Consider the following 19,931-nt stretch of genomic DNA (forward strand, 5'->3'; position numbering starts at 1 on the left):
ACTCACTCCGATTGCTGATTAGATGATAATTTTTGATTGAGGTGTGACAGCAAAAATTCAGTCAAGTCACTTTCCTCCAGTTTTTGCACCCTCTCGATAGTAGAGTCCACCGATTCTTTTAAAAAGTCCAGCTCATCGTTGGAGCCAACCTGATTTTCAATCGCGTTGACGTAAAAATTTTCCTCGTCATTTACAGTTACAGTCCAAGTCGGTGAAAAGCCCTGCTCACCGGTCTCCAGAGGGATCCGCGTATGGTAGCCCATATTAACTTCGGTTATCTCATCCCCGTTTTGCAGCCTGTTCTCATTGAATAATGTTCTGATGGCCTCCATCGGTTCGATGAGTGACTCCTCTTCCGGGGATTCATCATCTCCAAGCATCGTCTGGGTATAGAAAATCATTTCATTTTCCTCATTTAAATACACAAGAACAATGCCACTCTGGTTATAATAAATCGGCAGCTCATTTTTTTCCTGAAAAAAGATGAGCACATTCATGTCTTTATTCCAGCTGCTGAACCGATAATTATCAGCCAGAAGTATATTACTCTTAACCAAATCACTGACTAAGCTGCTATCTGCATCTTCAGGTATAGAGATAGGATTTTCAAAATGTGATAAAATAAAGTTTTCATTTATAACTTCTGCTTCCTGATTATCCGCCTCTTCAAAAAACGCAAGCTCTTCCTCTGTAAACGACTTTCGATCCAACGATAAATAGGGCACATTAAAATCGCCGTTGGGCAAAGTCGCACTAATACTGATATTTTCGGACTCTAGCTTCTGATCAAATGTTGAATCCGAGGTGTCCGGCAGAGCATATTCCGATTGCGTTTGTTTATCGTAAAGCATCAGCAATAAATAGACGTTCAAAACGAGAAAACAGAGGATAAATAATGTTTTAATTTGTTTCCATTGCATCCTCAGTTCCCTCCTTGCTGCCATGATTGATCTTCAAAATCAATTTTTTGCCATGTACCGTTGTAATCCATGAACCAGGCAGGATCCAATGAGACAGCATCCGCATCACTTTGATAGGTTAAATCATAACCGATTTTGATATGGCGTACATTGTCCATATTATATGTCGTGCTGTTTTCAAGTTTTTCTACGAGCGTCATTCCTGAAGGCAATGTGGCGGATTCATCGCCGCCCAGGTAATTTTGAAGTGTGTACATTGGCCGGTAATATCGGTGTAATTCTGTTCCACGGTATTGCTGTTCAATAGTGGAGGTGTAGTTGCTGCCGAAAGCAGGATACCCGTTATAATGCAGCCGATACCGAACTGTATTATTCGATGCCTCGGCGTCAAGTTCAGCCAAGTTATATTCATCCGTCCAGCCGAGGTGATCATTAATATTCATAATGCTTTGATCTAAAAGCACTGCCGGTTCCAATAGCTCCGTTGATGACTGCAGCGGGTTTTGGAATTCCATTGTCCGCCTGTTCGGATAAACCCGCATAATTCCCCTTGCATTGTCAGTATAATAAATTTCGTTTTCACCGATGCGGTTTGGGCTCACGATTTCAGGATTGGAAAATAATATATCAACCATAAGGTTTGAATTAATCGTCTGAACCGCCACAGAGACGCTCGGTACATTCGTTTGATGCCTTGGTATATAGGATGGTTTCTCTGTTGTTTCAACTCTTAAGTACTCGGTCAGCCCCTCAAACGTCGTAAGATACTCCCATAAAACCCCATATTTTTCGGAATTATTAATAACAGCTGTCGCTTCCTGATCACCATGCTCAGAGAGGAAGCTGACATTCAGTGTGTTCGAATCCTCGTTAAACGTCAGAAACAGCCGGTCAAACTGCCATTCCGGAAAATAATTGTCCTCGTTAAATGTAAACAAAGATCCTGCAAGTTCCATTGGAATAGCATCCGGGAAAACCATTTCAACCATATTGTCACGCGAAGGCGGCCCATTACTGGCTGACGTTTCAAATTCATATAACGTCCATGACTGCATGTTTTCGTACAGAGACTGACGGTCACTTGGATCTTTAAAACCAAAATAATTGTCACCGCTCTTGAAAATAATAGAAGAGGGTTCCACCAGACTGCTTATCGATTCTTCTATGCCGCCCAGGTCTGTGCTTTCTTCAACAGCGTCCTCGGGAAGCCTTTCACCGTTAGGGGTATAGCTCCAAAGGGCAAATGTAAGCAAAAGACTGGTGCCAATCAACACCCATAGTATGAAAGATTTTACTGTCTCAAACCGCATTATTTACCCCTCCGCTTCTTATTCACCAGCGGAAGTGTAAAGAGAATCGTCGTCCCTTTACCTTCTTTGCTTTTTGCCCAAATATCTCCGTGATGGGCTTCAATAATTTCTTTGGTAATCGACAGACCCAGTCCTGTGCCGCCCAGTTTGCGCGATCGGGCTTTATCCGCACGGTAAAAACGATCAAAAATTTTATCAACTTTATCATAAGGTATGCCTGTGCCTTCATCGGCAATTGATACAAGCATCTGACTACGCTGTTTCGATACCTTAAAATAAATGGTTCCGCCTTCAGGTGAGTACTTAATAGCGTTCGAAATAATATTATCCAAAACCTGTATCATCTTGTCTTTATCAATCCAAACATCGTATTTGCCGTTCGGGAGATCACGCTTCAATTCAATTCGCTCAGATACATTCATCTCAAATCGGTCAATCACCTGGTGGAGGAAGCTAATAAAATCCACCTGTTCAGACTGAAGGGACTCGCTTTTATTGTCCATCCTTGAAAGTTGAAGCAGATCATTAACCATTCTAATCATCCGATCGGTTTCTTTTTGCGTGACATCAAGAAACCTCGGTGCTATCTCTTTGTCTTCCCAAGCACCTTCTGTAAGTGCTTCAATATAACTGCGCATCGTTGTCAGCGGTGTCCGCAGCTCGTGAGACACATTTGAGACAAATTCACGCCGGTCACGTTCAATTTTCTCCTGTTCAGTCACATCACTAAGAACCGTGATGAAGCCGGTTACATCGTTGTCTTCATCGGAAATGGTCGAGAATTTGGCACGTATCAGATAAATTTCGTCATCATCACTAAAATCAATAATCATTGACCCACTTTCGGGCAAATCCGTAATATCTACCGAGTTCTCATCCAATTGCAGCGCGTCCAAAAGAAATTCACCATGTGCCTCTTCGGGATCATAACCAATCAGCACACCTGCAGCATCATTCAATAACGTAATAAACCCGTTTCGGTCTGTTGCAATGACGCCGTCAGACATGTTTGAAAGAACTGAACTTAATTTGCGCCGTTCTTCTTCAGTCAACGCCCGTGAATGTTTCAGTTTGGCGTTCAAATCATTAAATGATTCGGCAAGCTGACCGATTTCATCTTTTCCATAAACATTAACTTTTTGAGAGAAGTCTTCCCGGGCCATCGTTTGCGCCTGCCTCCGCATTTCCTGAATCGGCTTTGTTATAGTTCTCGCAACAAGAATCCCCAGGAAAGCAGATACTGTAATTGCTAAAATCGATCCTTGCAGGAAAACACGGTTAATATCATTCAGCTGGTTATAGACCCCTTCAAGCGACGCTTCGATGTAAAGTGCCCCGACTTGAGTCTGTTCATCATCATATATTGGAACAACACGGCGGTAAATACGATTTCCATCCCTGTATACGTTGCCTTTATCTTCATCGCCAAATCGCAGAACGTTATTTATAAAATCATCTGTCGTTTTTTTATCAATATTGCTGCTCGACGTGTTGCTTGACGCAATAATGCGGCTTTGCATATTCACAACCCGAATTGTGTTGATGTCCTCTGTATCATTAACCCTTACGATATCCTGCACTTCCTGTGGCAGTGTCGGCTCATCATCATCTTCAGACCGTTCCTTACTGAAAGCTTGTTCGAGGTTTACTTCTAAAATACCGACACTGGCCTCCACTGATTCTTCAAAGTTCTCCCTCAGTTCAGTCTCCAGACCACGTACAAAGTACGTACTTATCACTTGAATCGTAATAAGCAGCAATAATATAAAAATAATGATAAATTTCAACTGGATCGACCGGAAAAAACCAACCTTATGCATTTGTGAAACCTACTCCTGTTCAGGATTACGCAAATAATAGCCAACGCCGCGCCGTGTTACGATCCACATCGGATTGCTCGGATTATCTTCTATTTTTTCCCTGAGACGCCGAATTGTGACATCAACCGTCCGGACATCACCAAAATAATCGTAGCCCCATACCGTCTCCAGTAAATGTTCCCGTGTCATCACTTGACCAATGTGACGGGCAAGATAATGAAGCAGTTCAAATTCACGGTGTGTAAGCTCGAGCTGTTCGCCATCGCGCGTCACGGCATATGCATCGGGATGGATGACCAGCCGTCCGACTTCAATATTTTTAGTTGTCTTAACGCCATCCTCAGGAATCTGCTGCTGTCTGCGCAAGTTTGCTTTGACGCGCGCAATGACTTCCCGATTACTGAAAGGTTTCGTGACATAATCATCTGCGCCGAGTTCCAGCCCGAGAACTTTATCAATCTCCGCATCCTTGGCTGTCAGCATAATAATCGGCATAAATTGCGTCTTGCGGATCTCGCGGCACACTTCATTGCCATCCTGACCCGGCAGCATGATATCCAGCAATATTAAATCAGGCGTTTCACTATTAGCGAGCTGAATGGCTTCATCGCCATCATAAGCGACAACAACTTCATACCCTTCCTTTTCAAGATTAAATTTCAAAATGTCAGCAATTGGTTGTTCATCGTCTACTACAAGTATTTTTTGTGCCATTTCATCACTTCCTTTTTCAAAGATTATCTATAAAGAACGATCGTATATCTATTTATATCATCATTTTTAGCAGGTGGTTTGAACCATCATTAATATAGAAACGTGTTACGCTTCCTGTGCTCTATTCTATCGTACTTTTGCTTAAATGTCTTATCTTAGAAGTAAATATCTGCGGAAGCTCAAAAAAACCCCCATCCCGGTTTTCGGAAGGAGGGCTTTTACGCTGCACATTTAGCTGTAAACACTTCGGACAATATTGGTCTGTGTGCGGTCGGGACCGACAGAAAAAATCGATAACGGAATCTCAGTCAATTGTGAAACACGTTCGAGATAATGCCTGGCATTTTCGGGAAGATCATGAATGCTTCTTACGTCCGTGATATCTTCATCCCAACCCGGCATTTCTTCATACACCGGCTCACATTCTGCCAGTTTCGCCAAGCTTGCAGGGAATTCGGTAATCGTTTCCCCTTTATACTTATAGGCTACACAAATTTTAAGCGTTTTAAGACCTGTCAAAACATCCAATGAATTAATTGTTAAATCGGTAATCCCGCTTACCCGCTGTGCGTGACGGACAACAACACTGTCAAACCAGCCCACCCGGCGCGGCCGTCCTGTCGTTGTACCATACTCATTTCCGGTTTCACGAATCGCCTCTCCAACGTCATCATGCAATTCAGTCGGAAAAGGGCCATCGCCTACCCGGGTTGTATAAGCTTTCGTTACACCGACGACATGATTAATTTTCGATGGTCCAACACCCGAACCAATCGTAACGCCACCGGCAATCGGGTTGGAAGACGTCACAAACGGGTACGTTCCCTGATCAATATCAAGCATTACACCTTGCGCGCCTTCGAATAGAACCCTGCGGCCTTCATCGAGCGCTTCATTGAGCACCACTGAAGTATCACAAACATATTGAGCCATTTGCTGGCCATATTCATAATACTCTTCCAAAATATCTTCAACCTGAATTGGATCAACTTCATAAACCTTTTCAAACAGACGATTTTTCTCTTTCAGGTTTTGTTCAAGCTTCTCACGAAATACGTCCTTATCAAGCAAATCCGCGATTCGGATACCGCTTCTCGCAGCTTTATCCATATAAGCCGGGCCGATGCCCTTTTTCGTCGTGCCGATTTTATGCTCGCCTTTATCTTCTTCCTGAAGCGCATCCAATTGCAAATGGTACGGCAAAATAACATGTGCACGGTTACTGATTCGTAAATTATCCGTTGATATATTCCGTTCATGTAAATAAGCAATTTCATCAGTAAATGCTTTTGGGTCAATAACCATTCCATTACCCAAAATACAAATTTTGTCATCAAAAAAAATTCCTGACGGGATCAAATGCAATTTATATGTTATATTATCAAATTTAATGGTATGGCCAGCGTTGTTGCCGCCTTGATAACGAGCAACGACTTCAGCATTCTGCGATAAAAAGTCAGTAATTTTTCCTTTCCCTTCATCGCCCCACTGTGTACCTACCACGACTACTGAGGACATAGCGCACCTCCAAGAATTCTTCATTATCTGTTTAACAACGTTATCTTATCAATAAAATAGAAACATGTCAAAACAAAACACGAATATTATATAGGTTTTTTAATTTAATGTTCGTTTTAAGTAAAGATAAAAAAACAGCTCAGTATCGATAAACCGAGCTGTATTCATCGCCTGCAAAATTTATCAAGCCTGGACAGGCTCTGGCGGCACGTCACTATCTGAATAGCGGTGGTCCAAATCAACAAACTTGTTATATTCTTTCACAAAAGCCAGTTCAACGTTGCCAACCGGGCCATTCCGCTGTTTGGATATAATGATTTCAATAATATTTTGTTTTTCGGATTCCTGGTCATAATAATCATCGCGGTATAAGAATCCGACAATATCTGCGTCCTGCTCAATACTGCCTGATTCACGTAAGTCAGACATCATCGGCCGTTTATCCTGCCGTGATTCTACTCCCCGGGAAAGCTGGGAGAGAGCAATCAAAGGCACATTCAGCTCACGTGCCAGTGCTTTAAGGGCACGGGATATTTCCGACACTTCCTGCTGTCGGTTTTCTTTAGAATTACCGCTTCCCTGGATTAGTTGCAGGTAATCGATCAATATCATCCCAAGCCCATGTTCCTGTTTTAACCGGCGGCATTTTGATCGTATCTCGCTGACCCGTATGCCGGGTGAATCATCGATGAATATGCCGGCATTTGACAGGCTTCCCATCGCCATCGTCAATTTACTCCAATCATCCGCTTCAAGCTTGCCCGTACGCAGCCGCTGCGCATCAATATTGCCTTCTGCACACAACATTCGCGACACAAGCTGATCAGCCCCCATTTCCAAACTGAAAATCGCAACATTTTCATCTGTATTGATGGAAACATTTTGTGCGATGTTTAAAGCAAAAGCAGTTTTACCTACCGATGGCCGGGCAGCAATGATAATCAGATCGTTGCGCTGGAAACCGGATGTAATCTGGTCCAGGTCTCTGTAGCCGGTTGGAATACCGGTTACATCGCCATCATGATTATGCAGCTGTTCAATATTATCGTAAACATCGATCAGGACATCTTTAATTGCTTTAAAGTTCCCGGTGTTCTTTTGACTGGATACTTCCAGAATATTTTTCTCAGCTTCATTTAACACTTCTTCTACATCGTCTTCAGAGGCAAAACCTGATGTAACAATATCTGTTGCCGTTCTGATCAGTCTGCGGAGCAATGCTTTTTCTTCAACGATTTTACTGTAGTAAACAATATTAGCAGCTGTCGGTACACTTCCGGCTAAATCAGAGAGATAACTGACGCCGCCTGCATCATCCAATTTTTTTTCGTTGGACAGCAAAGTTGTCACCGTAACTAAATCAATTGGTTCGCCTCTATCTGTCAACTTCAGCATCGTATCGAAAATCCGCTGATGGCTCGCACGATAAAAATCATCAGGCATTAAGCGTTCGGCAGCTGAGGATAGCGATTCTGGCTCCAGAAATATAGCACCAATGACGGCCTGTTCTGCTTCAATATTATGTGGCGGCACACGATCGTTCCAAAGTTCGCTCATCATCTCCCCCCTTTAAAGAGAAAGCTTACTCGATAACGCACTTTTATCATTTCTCCTCGACATGGACTTTAATGGTGCCCGTAACCTCTGGATGCAGTTTTACCGGAACATCTGTATAGCCAAGTGTTCTGATTGGATTATCAAGCTCAATTTTTCGTTTGTCGATTTTATAATTATGATCTTTTTTCAGTGTATCGGCAATATGTTTTGACGTGATCGAACCGAAAAGCTGACCCGAGTCACCGGATTTTGCCTTAATTTCAACAGTTGTATTCGCAAGTTCTTTTTTCAGCAGTTCTGCTTCTTTCTTTTCCTCTTCGGCTTGCTGCTGTTCTTTCTTCTTTTTCGCTTCCAGTTTTTTCATATTTCCCTGGGTCGCTTCTTCAGCCAGGTTATTCTTCAGCAAATAGTTCCGCGCATAACCATCTGAAACGTTTTTCACTTCACCTTTTTTTCCTTGTCCTTTTACATCCTCTGTGAGTATTACTTTCATTCGGTTTCCCCTCCAGTGAAATATTCTTCTATTATATCCTTCAAAAATGCTTCTGCGTCTTCAATTGTCGTATCTTCAATCTGAGTGGCAGCATTTGTTAAATGGCCGCCACCATTCATTTTTTCCATAATCACTTGAACGTTGATATCACCAAGCGATCGGGCACTTATTCCAATTCGTCCGTCGCTTCGTTCAGAAATAACAAACGAGGCATTTATTCCGCTCATTGTCAGCAGTGTGTCTGCTGCCTGAGCAATAAGAACACCACTGTAATCCTCCCCGCTCTTACCTTTTGAAATAGCAATCATATTGCGATGGATTTCTGCACGTTCGATAAGCTTGCTTCGTTTAACGTAAACATCCAGATCTTCTTTCATAAAACGCTGCACAAGCACTGTGTCAGCACCTTTGGACCTAAGATATGAAGCAGCGTCAAAGGTTCGGGATCCTGTCCTTAATGTAAAGCTTTTCGTGTCAACGATAATTCCGGCAAGTAAAGCCGTTGCTTCCAGCATTTTCAGTTTCAGGTTATGCGGCTGGTATTCCAAGAGCTCGGTTACAAGTTCCGCTGTTGAAGAGGCATATGGCTCCATATAAACGAGCGTCGGATTTTCGACAAATTCTTCCGCACGACGGTGGTGGTCAATAATCACTTTGTACTCTGTTTTATTAAGCAGTCTTTCGTTGGCTACCATTGACGGTTTGTGTGTGTCAACAACTACCACAAGACTTCGGCTCGTTACCAATGCTTCTGATTCTTCAGGATCGATAAAATGCTGCCATAACTCTTCTTCCTCTTTCAACTCTTCGACAAGCCGATAAACACCCGTATCAACATCGTCAGGGTCAAATACAATGTAACCTTCTACATTATTCGCTTTAACAATATTTAAAATGCCTATAGCCGCTCCAATGGAATCCATGTCAGGGGACTTGTGTCCCATAATTATGACATTATCACTGCCCTGAACCAAATCCTTTAAGGCATGTGAAATGACCCGGGCCCTCACGCGGGTGCGTTTTTCCATAGGATTTGTGCGGCCGCCGTAAAAGCGCACTTTTCCCAGATCATCTTTTATGACGACCTGATCACCGCCGCGTCCCAGGGCTAGGTCAAGACTCGACTGAGCCATTTCTCCAAGCTCCGGCAACAGATTATCACCGAGCCCTATGCCAATACTTAACGTAATTGGTATATTATGCTCCGCATTTAATTCACGGACCTCATCCAATATGTCAAATTTCGCCTTTTCCAGCTGGTCGAGCGTTTCTTTCGTTAAAACCCCAATAAAACGGTCCTGTGATGTACGTTTTAAATAAATACCATAATCGTTCGACCAATTATTCAACACAGAGGTCACTTTCGAATTCAGCTGACTCTTAAGTGTATCATCCATGTTTTGCGTAATTTCTTCATAATTATCAAGAAAAATTATCGCAATCACGGTTTTCTCATAGTTATAGCGTGTTTGAATTTCAGATTGTACTGTCCGGTCTGATAAATATAACAACCGATCATCTTTTTTTAGTGTCACCCGAAAATGATAGCCATCAAGCTTAAGCCACATTTCTTCGTCATTTTCTTTTATCATTGAAGAAAAATCATCTGATAAGGCATTCAGCGATTTGCCTACTAATGTATCATCTTCAGCAAATTCATTCATATATGGGTTAGCCCATTCAATTTTATACTCTTCGTCGTATAAAATAATACCGATCGGCATCTCCAATAAGGCTTCTTCCCCGACCCGTTTTACACGATGGGAGAGTGTTGCGATATAGTTTTCGGTTTCGTGCTGCTTTTTTCTTTCATTGTAGATACTGTAATACAGCACACCCGCCAGGATTACGGTCAATACCAACCCGGCAGTCCACTGAAAGTACCATACAAATCCAAGCAAAATCACTGATACAGCGTAAGTGACCCACAGGTGACTGCTTAGTGTTGGTTTCTTTTGCTTATCCTCCATATAATCAGCTCCTACTTTAACTCCCACTTACTTCTTATCATTGGAAATCCGATCTCGCAATGCAAACCCTATATCTATTATACCTAACAGACGTACAAGGTAAAGAAAGATAAACGGGAAGAATAACGTCAGGACGACACTTGTGATAGGCAATGCTTTCGACATCTTCTTGGCATGAGCATAGAAAAATATAAAGGAAAAACCTTGCAGCGCCATTAATATGCCTGCAAGCATCAATACATTATTAACCGCCAGAAAAACGATTCCCGATGGATCCAGATCGAAAAAGGAAACGATTAAAGAAAAGAAATAAATCCATATTAACGATACCGGTAATCTCAGCGAACGAAACGGCGGGAAATGCAGTTGCTTCGTTTCCAGCCGGTTGATGACTTTATAACTGATCCATTGACTCATGAAAGCAAGCGACAGTGCCACAAGTGCTATCCATGCAGGCAGAAGATCTGTCAGCATACCCATTTGTTCTGTCACCATATTCAGCTGATCCTCCGACAATTCACCCAGACCAAATTGCTCCATCGCTTCCCGGCTCATCGTAATTGACTCGTGTACCATAGCGTCAATTTCATTTACCAGGTTAACCTGAAAAGCATATTGGCTGAAAACAAAGATAAACACTAATCCGATGACAAAACCAATTGTTCCCCGTGCCCATGTTTCATACGGTGAAAGCTTTCTATAAACAGCACTCCCAATCATAATACCTCCAATTCCCATTAGTACAGGAATCGGCAAGGAGAAAATGGAAGTAAGCAATGATGATAAAATTACAGCAGCTATCAGCATGACAATTGATGGCTTCCAGTCATATCTGGAAGAAAATAAAATGAAGGGGACAGGCAGCAGGAATGTAGCGATTAATGTGATAACAGGAACAAAGGCTGAAATCAGCATTAATATCATAAAAACTGCTGTCAAAAGTGCACCGTCTGTCAGTTGTCTTGATTGATTCATTAATTGCACCCTCTTCAGTTAATTAGAAACAGTACCCCGGCAATGGTTAATATAAATCATCGCCTCGTTGTTACATGATAACATGATTTAAACTGTAATTGGTATTTGAAATAATGGAAAGACTGCACAGATTACCAAGCGTTCTACGTTACCGGAATATTCCCCGGGAAATATTTTCGGGAAATTTGTCGATTATTTATTTTTCACGTAATAGTCATAGTCAATGTGTGCCATGAACGCTATTTTTTATTATAATGAAACTATCACGTATGTAATGATCGATAACACGCCGAAGTACGGTGGGTAACTGTCCCTAAATGTCCGATTCTGTTCGGGCCCGCAGGACGCGGGTTACAAAGGCGTTGCCACAGGACAAGGAAAACTGCGACAGCGATACATCGAAAAAGAAAAAGAGCTTTTTTTTCGAGGATGTTGCAAACTTAGCCTTTGTTCCCGTTTTTGTATGATTTTATATCCGGAGTTGAAGTGTGTGGTTTTGTTACAAACATTTATTAAAAGTTTAAAGTTGCCGAATAAGCAAGCTATGTTTAAATTAAACCGAATTGGCATGGACATCACCGTTGTATATCTGTTTATACTGTTGCTGCTTGTTTCAGCTCCCTCACTGGTTAATCAGCTGACGAGCAGCGACAGTGCGGGTACAGTAATGAGCCTGCCATTTTTTCTCATCTACTTTTTTATCTTTTCTTATTTGCCGTTAACGATTGCTGTTTTTATATATATTTCACTGCTTTCTTACGCCGGGACAGGCATAGCAAAATTGCTGAGGCGCAAGATTAGATTTTCAATTCTGTGGAAGCTGAATGCTTATACAACAACGATCCCATTTATTCTTTATTCGATTATAGCATTTTTCTTTTCCATTACTGATGCATTTTTAGTATTATTCATCCTGTATTCATTCATTTTTATGTTTAAGATGATTACCGTTTATCCAAAACGAAAAAAACGACCATAGGAGTTTTATTCATGCGCTATCTCATAACTTGTTTTCTGATTGGTTGTGTACTCATAACAGCTGGCTGCTCAAGCCAGGAAAGTTCCGGTAATAAGGAAATACTTGTCGCTTCTGCTTCAAGTCTATCTGATACGCTTTCAGAATTAAAACGCGAATTTGAGTCGGAAAATCCGAATATAACATTAACATTAAATTACGGCTCCAGCGGAAAATTGGCCCAGCAAATCAGACAGGGGGCTCCGGTTGATTTATTTCTCTCAGCTAATCAATACTGGATGGATGAACTGGCTGAAGCGGATAGAATTATACCCGATTCACGCATCGACTTTATCCAAAACAAACTTGCTGTCATTTCAAGCCAAGGCACTTCCTACTCAGTAAACGCAATATCAGATCTCCCGACGCTTAATACTGAACAAATTACACTTGGCGATCCGGAGACAGTACCAGCCGGGAAATATGCTGAACAGGCATTACGTGAAAGTGGCGTGTGGGAAGAATTGCAAAATAAATTTGTCTTTACAGCAAATGCCCAGCAAACACTTACATATGTTGAGTCAGGCAATACCGAAATTGGCATTGTTTATGCCAGTGATCTTGAAAGGTCTGATTTAGTCAATGAACTTTTAGCAATTGATGCGAATTTGCACGAACCAATCCATTACCCTGCTGCGGTTGTCGAATCCAGCCAAGTAAAAGACGAAGCTAACAAGTTTATTCAATTTTTACAGAGTGACAAGGCACAGGCTATTTTACAGAAATATGGATTTACGCCTAAAGGGGTATAAACATGGATTTAACACCACTGTTTTTGTCTTTGAGGATAGCCGGAATCGCGACCATCGTTGTATTTGTTACCGGTGTATTTTTAGCCAGAGTTATTACACGCAGCCAATTTCCCGGGAAAAGAATCGTTGAATCGGTATTGATGCTGCCGCTCGTTCTGCCGCCTACCGTGGTCGGGTTTGGCCTGCTTTATCTGTTCGGTACAAATGGGCCCATTGGAAAATTACTTTTGCACTGGTTCGATTTTCAGGTTGTCTTTACCTGGACAGGTGCGGTTATTGCGGCTGTCGTTGTCGCATTTCCTTTGATGTATCAAAGTGCAGCCGCCTCGTTTCAAAAATATGACCATAATATTGAAAATGCCGCCCGTACAATGGGAGCGTCCGATTGGCGGATTTTTTGGACGATTTCTTTCCCGCTTGCATGGCCCGGGTTGCTTGCCGGACTCGTTCTTACATTTGCGAGGGCGCTCGGTGAATTTGGTGCAACCCTCATGGTTGCCGGCTACATTCCGAATAAAACAGAGACAATTCCACTTGCAATCTATTTTGCAGTCGAATCCGGGAATAGGGATATAGCATTGTTTTGGGTAATCAGTATTTTAATAATCGGATTCGCAGCTATCTTATGGCTGAATTGGTGGAGTGAACGAAACATTTTACGTTTTTCAAGTGATGACTTATAGGCGGGGATTAAAGATGCTTTCAATCAATATTCAAAAAAACCTTCAAGCCTTTATGCTGGATGTTCATTTTAATGTTAAGAGTGAAATTGCTGTTTTATTCGGGCCATCAGGATCCGGAAAGACAACCGTCCTGAACTGCATAGCCGGTCTGACACATCCTAATGTGGGTCAGATTACACTGAATCAGCGTGACTTTTTTCCGAAGAAGGGCAAACCCGTCCCCGCAGCCAAACGCCATATTGGATATGTTTTCCAGGATTATGCCTTATTTCCTCATATGACTGTGAAGAAAAATATTCAATACGGCCTGAAAGATCATCATTTAATGGATCGGCTTACAGACATGATGGGAATCGATCATTTGCTTGATAAATACCCTCATCAGATATCCGGAGGGGAAAAACAGCGCGCTGCCCTTGCACGAGCTCTGGTCACTAAGCCTGATGCTCTGTTGCTGGACGAACCCTTTTCCTCCCTGGACCACGAAACCAAAACCGAATGTCAGAATGAATTGTTGGAGCTTCATAAATTATGGCAAATCCCGGTCCTTCTTGTAACGCACGATAAAGAGGAAGCAAGCATACTGGGGGACCGCTTATTAAGAATAGATAAAGGAAAGCTTGTCACTTAAAAAGACGACCAAAGCGTTGTGTTTAACAGAGGAGATCCCGGACTGATTTATTGTTCCGGTAAATTAAAAAAACCGGTCCACATTGAAGTGAACCGGGTTTTTTAACGTTTACTCAGAAACATATGGCAATAATGCCATTTGACGAGCACGTTTAATTGCTATTGTCAATTTACGCTGATATTTTGCAGAAGTTCCTGTCACACGGCGAGGAAGGATTTTTCCACGCTCTGAAATGAACTTTCGCAATAGATCAACATCTTTGTAATCAATGTGTGTAATGCCGTTCGCTTTAAAATAACACACTTTACGACGTTTTGCGCGACCGCGACGAGCTGCCATTTATAACCCTCCTTCTAATTTTAGCCGAAATGTTATCTCAGCCTCTAGAATGGTAAATCATCGTCTGATATGTCAATAGGTTCTCCATTATCTTTGAATGGATTGTCATTCGTTTGGGTTTGATTTGACTGGTTCTGATTTTGGTTCTGGTTTGGCTGGAATCCTGATGACTGCTGATCTCTTGGTTGAGATGACCCTTTCGATTCCAGGAACTGAATATTATCTGCAACAACTTCAGTTACAAAGACAGTATTTCCATCCCGTCCTTCAAATGAACGTGATTGAATCCGGCCATCAACACCAATCATGCTGCCTTTTTTCATGTAGGTTGCCAAATTTTCAGCGGCTCTCCGCCATACAACACAATTAATAAAGTCAGCGTCACGGTTTCCCTGCTGATTGGAAAATGGGCGGTCAACTGCAATCCTAAAGTTAGCGACTGCCACGCCATTTGGTGTATAACGCAAATCAGGATCCCTCGTTAGTCTGCCAACGAGTACGACACGATTCATCAGAACCACTCCCTATTTTATTGATCTTCTTCTCGAATAGCCATATGACGGATTATATCGTCAGAAAATTTAGCTTGGCGATCAAATTCATTAATAGCATTTTCATCACCCCTGAAATTGATAACGACATAATAACCATCACGATAATCGTTGATTTCATATGCAAGACGGCGCTTGCCTTTTTCATCAACTTTTTCAATTTCCGCCCCGTTATTCGTCAGAACATTGCTGAAGCGCTCAATTAAATTTGTTTGAGCTTCCTCTTCGATGTCCGGGCGGATGATATACATGATTTCGTATTTTCTCATCCGTTACACCTCCTTTTGGTCTTAGCGGCTCTTTTTCAATGAAAAGAGCAAGGAGTAATATTAAGTTCATTACTCACAATGGTGTATTATATCAAAATATCATATGAAAAACAAGCATTCGAGAGATCCTGATTTGATACGTTAAACATTGAACCGGAAATGGATAACATCGCCGTCCTGGACGATGTATTCTTTGCCTTCCAGCCGGACATTCCCTGCTTCACGTGCCTTTACCATTGAGCCGGCACTTACCAGGTCTTCGTATGAGACCGTTTCCGCCCGGATAAAACCACGTTCAAAGTCGGTATGAATGATGCCAGCTGCCTGCGGGGCTTTCATCCCTTTACGGAAAGTCCATGCGCGGACTTCAGGCTCACCTGCCGTAAAGTAAGTTCCCAGTCCCAGTAGGTTGTAGGATGCTTTAATCAGCTGGTCAAGGCCGGCTTCAGCAATTCCTAAATCATCGAGAAACATTTCTTTCTCTTCGCCATCCAGTTCCGCAATTTCTTCTTCAATTTTTGCACAAATGACAATGACTTCAGCATTTTCTTTTGCGGCGTAGTCTTTTACCTTTTGGACGTGTTCATTTGAGTCGGAATCCGTGACATCTTCTTCGCTCACATTGGCTACGTACAATGCAGGTTTACTCGTTAGCAAATGAAGATCTTTTACCAGTTTCCACTCGTCATCTGACAGGTCCAAGGCTCGTGCTGGTTGTTCTGCTTCAAGACCTTCTTTCAATTTTTCCAGCAGATTATACTCTGCTACAGCTTCCTTATCTTTCTGTCTGGCCATTTTTTCAACCCGCTGGAGACGTTTATTTATTGTTTCAAGATCTGCAAGGATCAGTTCCAGGTTGATGGTCTCAATATCATCAAGCGGTTCCACTTTACCGGAAACATGGGTAATATTGTCATCCTGAAAACAGCGGACAACCTGAACGATTGCATCTACCTGGCGGATATGGGATAAAAACTGGTTGCCCAGCCCTTCTCCTTTACTTGCACCTTTCACAATCCCGGCAATATCGGTAAACTCAAATGTTGTTGGGATTGTTTTTTTCGGGTTTACCAATTCAGTTAATTTATTTAAGCGGTCGTCAGGGACTTCCACGATCCCCACATTTGGATCGATTGTTGCAAACGGGTAATTCGCTGCTTCAGCGCCCGCTTGAGTGATGGCATTAAATAGTGTCGATTTGCCAACGTTTGGAAGTCCGACAATTCCTGCTGTTAAAGACATGTCAACTTTCACTCCTTAAGGATTCCATTCATATGAACGCGTCAGTCATACCAATTATAGTTACAAGCTTCTAAAATGACAAGCAAATAAAAAGCCAAAATGAGCCCTTAAAACCTCTCATTTTGGCAGGGTTATGTCATATAATTCATTTTCTCTGTTTTCAGCGGTTTATAAAACGACACTTTAAAGCATATGAACATTATTTTGGAGAAATTTTTAACTTTCAGCTTTATCGATGATTTTTTTCATTTTTTTCGTAAACTCTTTCCGAGGAATCATAACGCTATGATCACAACCAAGACATTTGATCCGGATGTCCATCCCCATTCGGATTATTTTCCAGCGATTTTCGCCGCATGGGTGTGGTTTTTTCATTTCTATAATATCATTCAATTCAAAATTCTTATCCACCATACCATTTTCCTCCCTTACATTTCACGCTCTGAATCAATTTGCAATGAATTTGGTTCCTCATTTCTGGAATACATGACAAGACGTGGTGAAGGAATTTGTATACCCTGTTTAAATAGTTCGTCTTTGATTTCTTTGCGAATATTTCGGGAACCTTTCCATTGGTAGGAAGGCAGCACTTCAGCGATAACCCGAAGGACAAAATGCGACGACTCCAGCGCTTCCACACCGAAGACTTCAGGTACTTTAACAATTTCCTCATATTGATCGGGCAGCGTCTCAATAATATCCTCAATAATGGCTGCCGCAGCTTTTACATCATTTTCATACGGTATATTCACATCAACAACAGCCAGCCCATTATGAACTGAATAATTTGTGACTTGGGTTACATTGCCATTTGGGACAACATGCTGTTCACCGGTCCAGCTTTCAATCTTAGTCGTGCGTATCCCAATCTCCTCAACAAAACCTTCTACACCCGCCGTAACAATGTAGTCGCCAACCGAGAATTGATCCTCAAAAATAATGAAAAAACCGGAAATAATATCCCGGACCAGGTTTTGAGCACCAAAGCCGATCGCAAGTCCCGCTACACCCGCACCGGCGAGCAATGCACGGATTTCGAGACCAAACGCCCCGTCAAGCACCATAATAAACGCAATGAAATAAACGGTATATTTCATCGTGTTTTGAATTAGCTTTTTAATCGTCACTTCACGTCTTTCCGTGATGCGCAGCGGACCGCGGGATCTGCTGTCAAATACCCTCGCAATAATATTGTTGCCAACCCGGATAACAATTACCGCTATGACCATTATCAGAATCGCTTGTATGACTGCGGTACCAATACTCACCCAAAGTTCAGGGCCTGTTATGTACTCCCATAAATCACTCATTTGATTACTAAAAAAACTCACGATTATACCTCCGCCATGATACTATAAACAATTTTACAATAAGCGTTTCATTATGGAAAGAAAAGCGACATTATAAAACTTTCATTGTTTATTCCACAGCGGGTATAAAAGCAGTCGTGTTAAGACATATAAATTCAAAATGCCATATACCGGATATATATAGTTAATCAACGTGGAAAATCCCACCGTCGTCATAGGCACCATGGCTGCTACACTCAATCCGGCCAAAAGCCATATCGGAACATTCCACATGTTCTGCAAACGGGAAACAATCCCCAGGATCCCCGAGGCGGCTGTTGTAAATATTGCAAACCATAATAATATCGACATAAAAATAAGAATCTCAACCGGATAGCGATTCAGTATAGCAAATAGTGGTATTTCATATAATAAAAGTTCATCAGCAATCTGTATTAAACTGCTATTATAAATGAAGGAGATAAAGCCTAAGATCAGCCCGCTCCCGATTGCGGCTATATGTATCTCTGTTTTTGTTTTAACTTTGTTGCCGATTGCACCCAACACAGCAATCAAAGGTAAAATATTTAAGGCTGTAAAAGGAAAAGCGGCTGTCCAATTCCGCTGACCGTGCAGATCAGACATTATACTTATTTCTTGATCACTCATAAACAACAATAATATATAGAGAAGTCCGCCAAGCAATAAAGGCAATACAAGCTGATTCATCGCCAAAAATCCGCTGATATCTCTCATAAATAAGAGGATTAAACTGATGGCAATAGCCAGAACACCCCACCAGTATGATAGATCAAATGCTTGTCCAGTGGCACCGCTTCCTGCGATCATAATCACAGTCGTCGTGGATAAATACAAAAAAATCATAATATCATATAGCTTTGTCAGCTTGTCTCCTACAATATCGCGAAGAACCGGTAAATAGTGGCTTGATTGCTGACGGAAGCTTACATCCATAATCACATAGCAGCTTATCGAAAAAAATATCGTAAATAATAAAATTGCCAGACCGCTTTCGTGTCCGAAAAATTGCCATAGCTCTCTGCCTGATGCATAACCTGCTCCAATTGTTGTGCCAATAATTAAAAACATCCATTTCAAACCAGCACGAATCATAACTTCTCCTCCATTATCGTTATACAGACATGTATAGTTTGATAATTTTTTCCGTATACTAGTATCAATATGTTTGTGGAGGAAAAGCTATGAATCTAATGAACCGATTGGTCACAAAAAAAGAGAAAATTAAACTCAGATATACGGAGACGACGCTGAAGGAACAAATGAACGAGCGTATTCTTTCCTGGCTGCCGTCAGAGCCACATGAGTATATCATTGTGTGTATTGGAACAGACCGATCAACCGGCGACGCACTTGGTCCATTAACCGGCACTTACTTATCAGAGTTGAAACCTAAGCACCTGCATGTATATGGTACACTTTCAGACCCTGTTCATGCTGTCAATATAGAAAACAGAATAAATAAAATTTACAACAAGCACCAATCTCCTTTTACAATTGCGATTGATGCTTCATTAGGCAAATCTGCATCGGTAGGTCACATTATAGCCGATGTCGGGCCGCTCTCTCCCGGAGCAGCACTGAATAAAAAACTGCCCGCAATTGGGGACATTCACATAACCGGTGTTGTCAATATTAGCGGGTTTATGGATTATAATATTTTACAAAATACAAGACTCTTTGTTGTTGTCGAAATGGCACAGATCATTGCTTCTATACTCGCAAATATCGATCAGAAACTGACGTATGCCAATACACCTCGTTCAGATCAGGTTTTTATAAGAGACTGAGACAAAACCGAGTTTTCTCTAAGGCTTTTTTCTAAACTTTGTTGTTTTTTATTT

The 19,931-nt window shown here is 41.8% G+C and carries 21 protein-coding genes; 5 read left to right on the plus strand and 16 right to left on the minus strand.

Features of this window, described 5'->3' with window-relative positions; genetic code table 11:
- Nucleotides 1–2 precede the first annotated feature (2 nt).
- The 9 genes from BMZ22_RS05515 to BMZ22_RS05555 form a co-directional block, all read right to left on the minus strand.
- Nucleotides 3–920, minus strand: coding sequence for a two-component system regulatory protein YycI (locus BMZ22_RS05515; RefSeq protein WP_177183359.1), 918 nt, complete (start codon nt 918–920; stop codon nt 3–5).
- A 2-nt stretch (nt 921–922) separates the two neighbouring features.
- A complete protein-coding gene (locus BMZ22_RS05520; RefSeq protein WP_090082798.1) occupies nt 923–2,230 on the minus strand; it encodes a YycH family regulatory protein in 1,308 nt (435 codons plus the stop codon).
- The gene (walK, locus tag BMZ22_RS05525; RefSeq protein ID WP_090082802.1) at nt 2,230–4,050 is read right to left on the minus strand and encodes a cell wall metabolism sensor histidine kinase WalK; all 1,821 of its coding nucleotides are present in this window, start codon (nt 4,048–4,050) and stop codon (nt 2,230–2,232) included. Before walK ends, BMZ22_RS05520 begins: the two co-directional genes overlap by 1 nt.
- A gap of 9 nt (nt 4,051–4,059) precedes the next feature.
- Entirely contained in the window at nt 4,060–4,764 is a 705-nt protein-coding gene (gene yycF / locus BMZ22_RS05530) for a response regulator YycF (RefSeq protein ID WP_090082805.1), read from the minus strand.
- 231 nt (nt 4,765–4,995) lie between these two features.
- A complete protein-coding gene (locus tag BMZ22_RS05535) occupies nt 4,996–6,282 on the minus strand; it encodes an adenylosuccinate synthase (RefSeq protein WP_090082809.1) in 1,287 nt (428 codons plus the stop codon).
- Nucleotides 6,283–6,465: 183 nt separating this feature from the next.
- Nucleotides 6,466–7,839: a replicative DNA helicase gene (dnaB, locus tag BMZ22_RS05540; protein ID WP_090082812.1), complete on the minus strand. Its 1,374-nt coding sequence runs from the start codon at nt 7,837–7,839 to the stop codon at nt 6,466–6,468.
- Between the two features lie 46 nt (nt 7,840–7,885).
- Complete coding sequence (gene rplI / locus BMZ22_RS05545) at nt 7,886–8,332, minus strand: 50S ribosomal protein L9 (RefSeq protein ID WP_090082815.1); 447 nt, start codon at nt 8,330–8,332, stop codon at nt 7,886–7,888.
- Nucleotides 8,329–10,302 carry a DHH family phosphoesterase gene (locus BMZ22_RS05550; RefSeq protein WP_090082817.1) on the minus strand — a complete coding sequence of 658 codons (1,974 nt, stop codon included), beginning with the start codon at nt 10,300–10,302 and terminating at the stop codon, nt 8,329–8,331. Before BMZ22_RS05550 ends, rplI begins: the two co-directional genes overlap by 4 nt.
- A gap of 27 nt (nt 10,303–10,329) precedes the next feature.
- Nucleotides 10,330–11,277 carry a YybS family protein gene (locus tag BMZ22_RS05555; RefSeq protein WP_090082821.1) on the minus strand — a complete coding sequence of 316 codons (948 nt, stop codon included), beginning with the start codon at nt 11,275–11,277 and terminating at the stop codon, nt 10,330–10,332.
- A gap of 544 nt (nt 11,278–11,821) precedes the next feature.
- On the opposite strand from BMZ22_RS05555, the gene BMZ22_RS05560 reads away from it, so the two are divergent.
- From BMZ22_RS05560 to BMZ22_RS05575, 4 genes are read left to right on the plus strand one after another with little or no spacing between them, the layout of a single operon-like run.
- On the plus strand, nt 11,822–12,256 hold the full coding sequence (locus BMZ22_RS05560) for a DUF1189 family protein (RefSeq protein WP_245745225.1): 435 nt from the start codon (nt 11,822–11,824) through the stop codon (nt 12,254–12,256).
- Between the two features lie 11 nt (nt 12,257–12,267).
- Complete coding sequence (gene modA, locus BMZ22_RS05565; protein ID WP_090082828.1) at nt 12,268–13,044, plus strand: molybdate ABC transporter substrate-binding protein; 777 nt, start codon at nt 12,268–12,270, stop codon at nt 13,042–13,044.
- 2 nt (nt 13,045–13,046) lie between these two features.
- On the plus strand, nt 13,047–13,727 hold the full coding sequence (gene modB / locus BMZ22_RS05570; protein ID WP_090082831.1) for a molybdate ABC transporter permease subunit: 681 nt from the start codon (nt 13,047–13,049) through the stop codon (nt 13,725–13,727).
- 13 nt (nt 13,728–13,740) lie between these two features.
- A complete protein-coding gene (locus BMZ22_RS05575) occupies nt 13,741–14,358 on the plus strand; it encodes an ATP-binding cassette domain-containing protein (RefSeq protein ID WP_090082835.1) in 618 nt (205 codons plus the stop codon).
- 108 nt (nt 14,359–14,466) lie between these two features.
- On the opposite strand, the gene rpsR is transcribed toward BMZ22_RS05575, so the two are convergent.
- From rpsR to BMZ22_RS05610, 7 genes are all read right to left on the minus strand, one after another.
- Complete coding sequence (gene rpsR / locus BMZ22_RS05580) at nt 14,467–14,697, minus strand: 30S ribosomal protein S18 (RefSeq protein WP_090082839.1); 231 nt, start codon at nt 14,695–14,697, stop codon at nt 14,467–14,469.
- Nucleotides 14,698–14,741: 44 nt separating this feature from the next.
- Nucleotides 14,742–15,212 carry a single-stranded DNA-binding protein gene (gene ssb, locus BMZ22_RS05585; protein ID WP_090083152.1) on the minus strand — a complete coding sequence of 157 codons (471 nt, stop codon included), beginning with the start codon at nt 15,210–15,212 and terminating at the stop codon, nt 14,742–14,744.
- A gap of 14 nt (nt 15,213–15,226) precedes the next feature.
- Nucleotides 15,227–15,517: a 30S ribosomal protein S6 gene (gene rpsF, locus BMZ22_RS05590; RefSeq protein WP_090082843.1), complete on the minus strand. Its 291-nt coding sequence runs from the start codon at nt 15,515–15,517 to the stop codon at nt 15,227–15,229.
- 141 nt (nt 15,518–15,658) lie between these two features.
- Complete coding sequence (gene ychF, locus BMZ22_RS05595; protein WP_090082848.1) at nt 15,659–16,759, minus strand: redox-regulated ATPase YchF; 1,101 nt, start codon at nt 16,757–16,759, stop codon at nt 15,659–15,661.
- A gap of 216 nt (nt 16,760–16,975) precedes the next feature.
- On the minus strand, nt 16,976–17,173 hold the full coding sequence (locus BMZ22_RS05600; RefSeq protein WP_090082851.1) for a DUF951 domain-containing protein: 198 nt from the start codon (nt 17,171–17,173) through the stop codon (nt 16,976–16,978).
- A 14-nt stretch (nt 17,174–17,187) separates the two neighbouring features.
- Nucleotides 17,188–18,069, minus strand: a complete 882-nt coding sequence (locus BMZ22_RS05605; protein WP_177183361.1) for a mechanosensitive ion channel family protein — start codon at nt 18,067–18,069, stop codon at nt 17,188–17,190.
- 102 nt (nt 18,070–18,171) lie between these two features.
- Nucleotides 18,172–19,182 carry a YkvI family membrane protein gene (locus BMZ22_RS05610; protein ID WP_090082857.1) on the minus strand — a complete coding sequence of 337 codons (1,011 nt, stop codon included), beginning with the start codon at nt 19,180–19,182 and terminating at the stop codon, nt 18,172–18,174.
- Nucleotides 19,183–19,271: 89 nt separating this feature from the next.
- Here BMZ22_RS05610 and yyaC point away from each other — a divergent pair, with 89 nt between their 5' ends.
- Nucleotides 19,272–19,877, plus strand: a complete 606-nt coding sequence (gene yyaC, locus BMZ22_RS05615) for a spore protease YyaC (RefSeq protein WP_090082860.1) — start codon at nt 19,272–19,274, stop codon at nt 19,875–19,877.
- The last annotated feature ends 54 nt before the right edge of the window (nt 19,878–19,931 follow it).

The organism is Lentibacillus persicus (assembly GCF_900112705.1).
GTDB classification, from domain to species: domain Bacteria; phylum Bacillota; class Bacilli; order Bacillales; family Amphibacillaceae; genus Lentibacillus; species Lentibacillus persicus.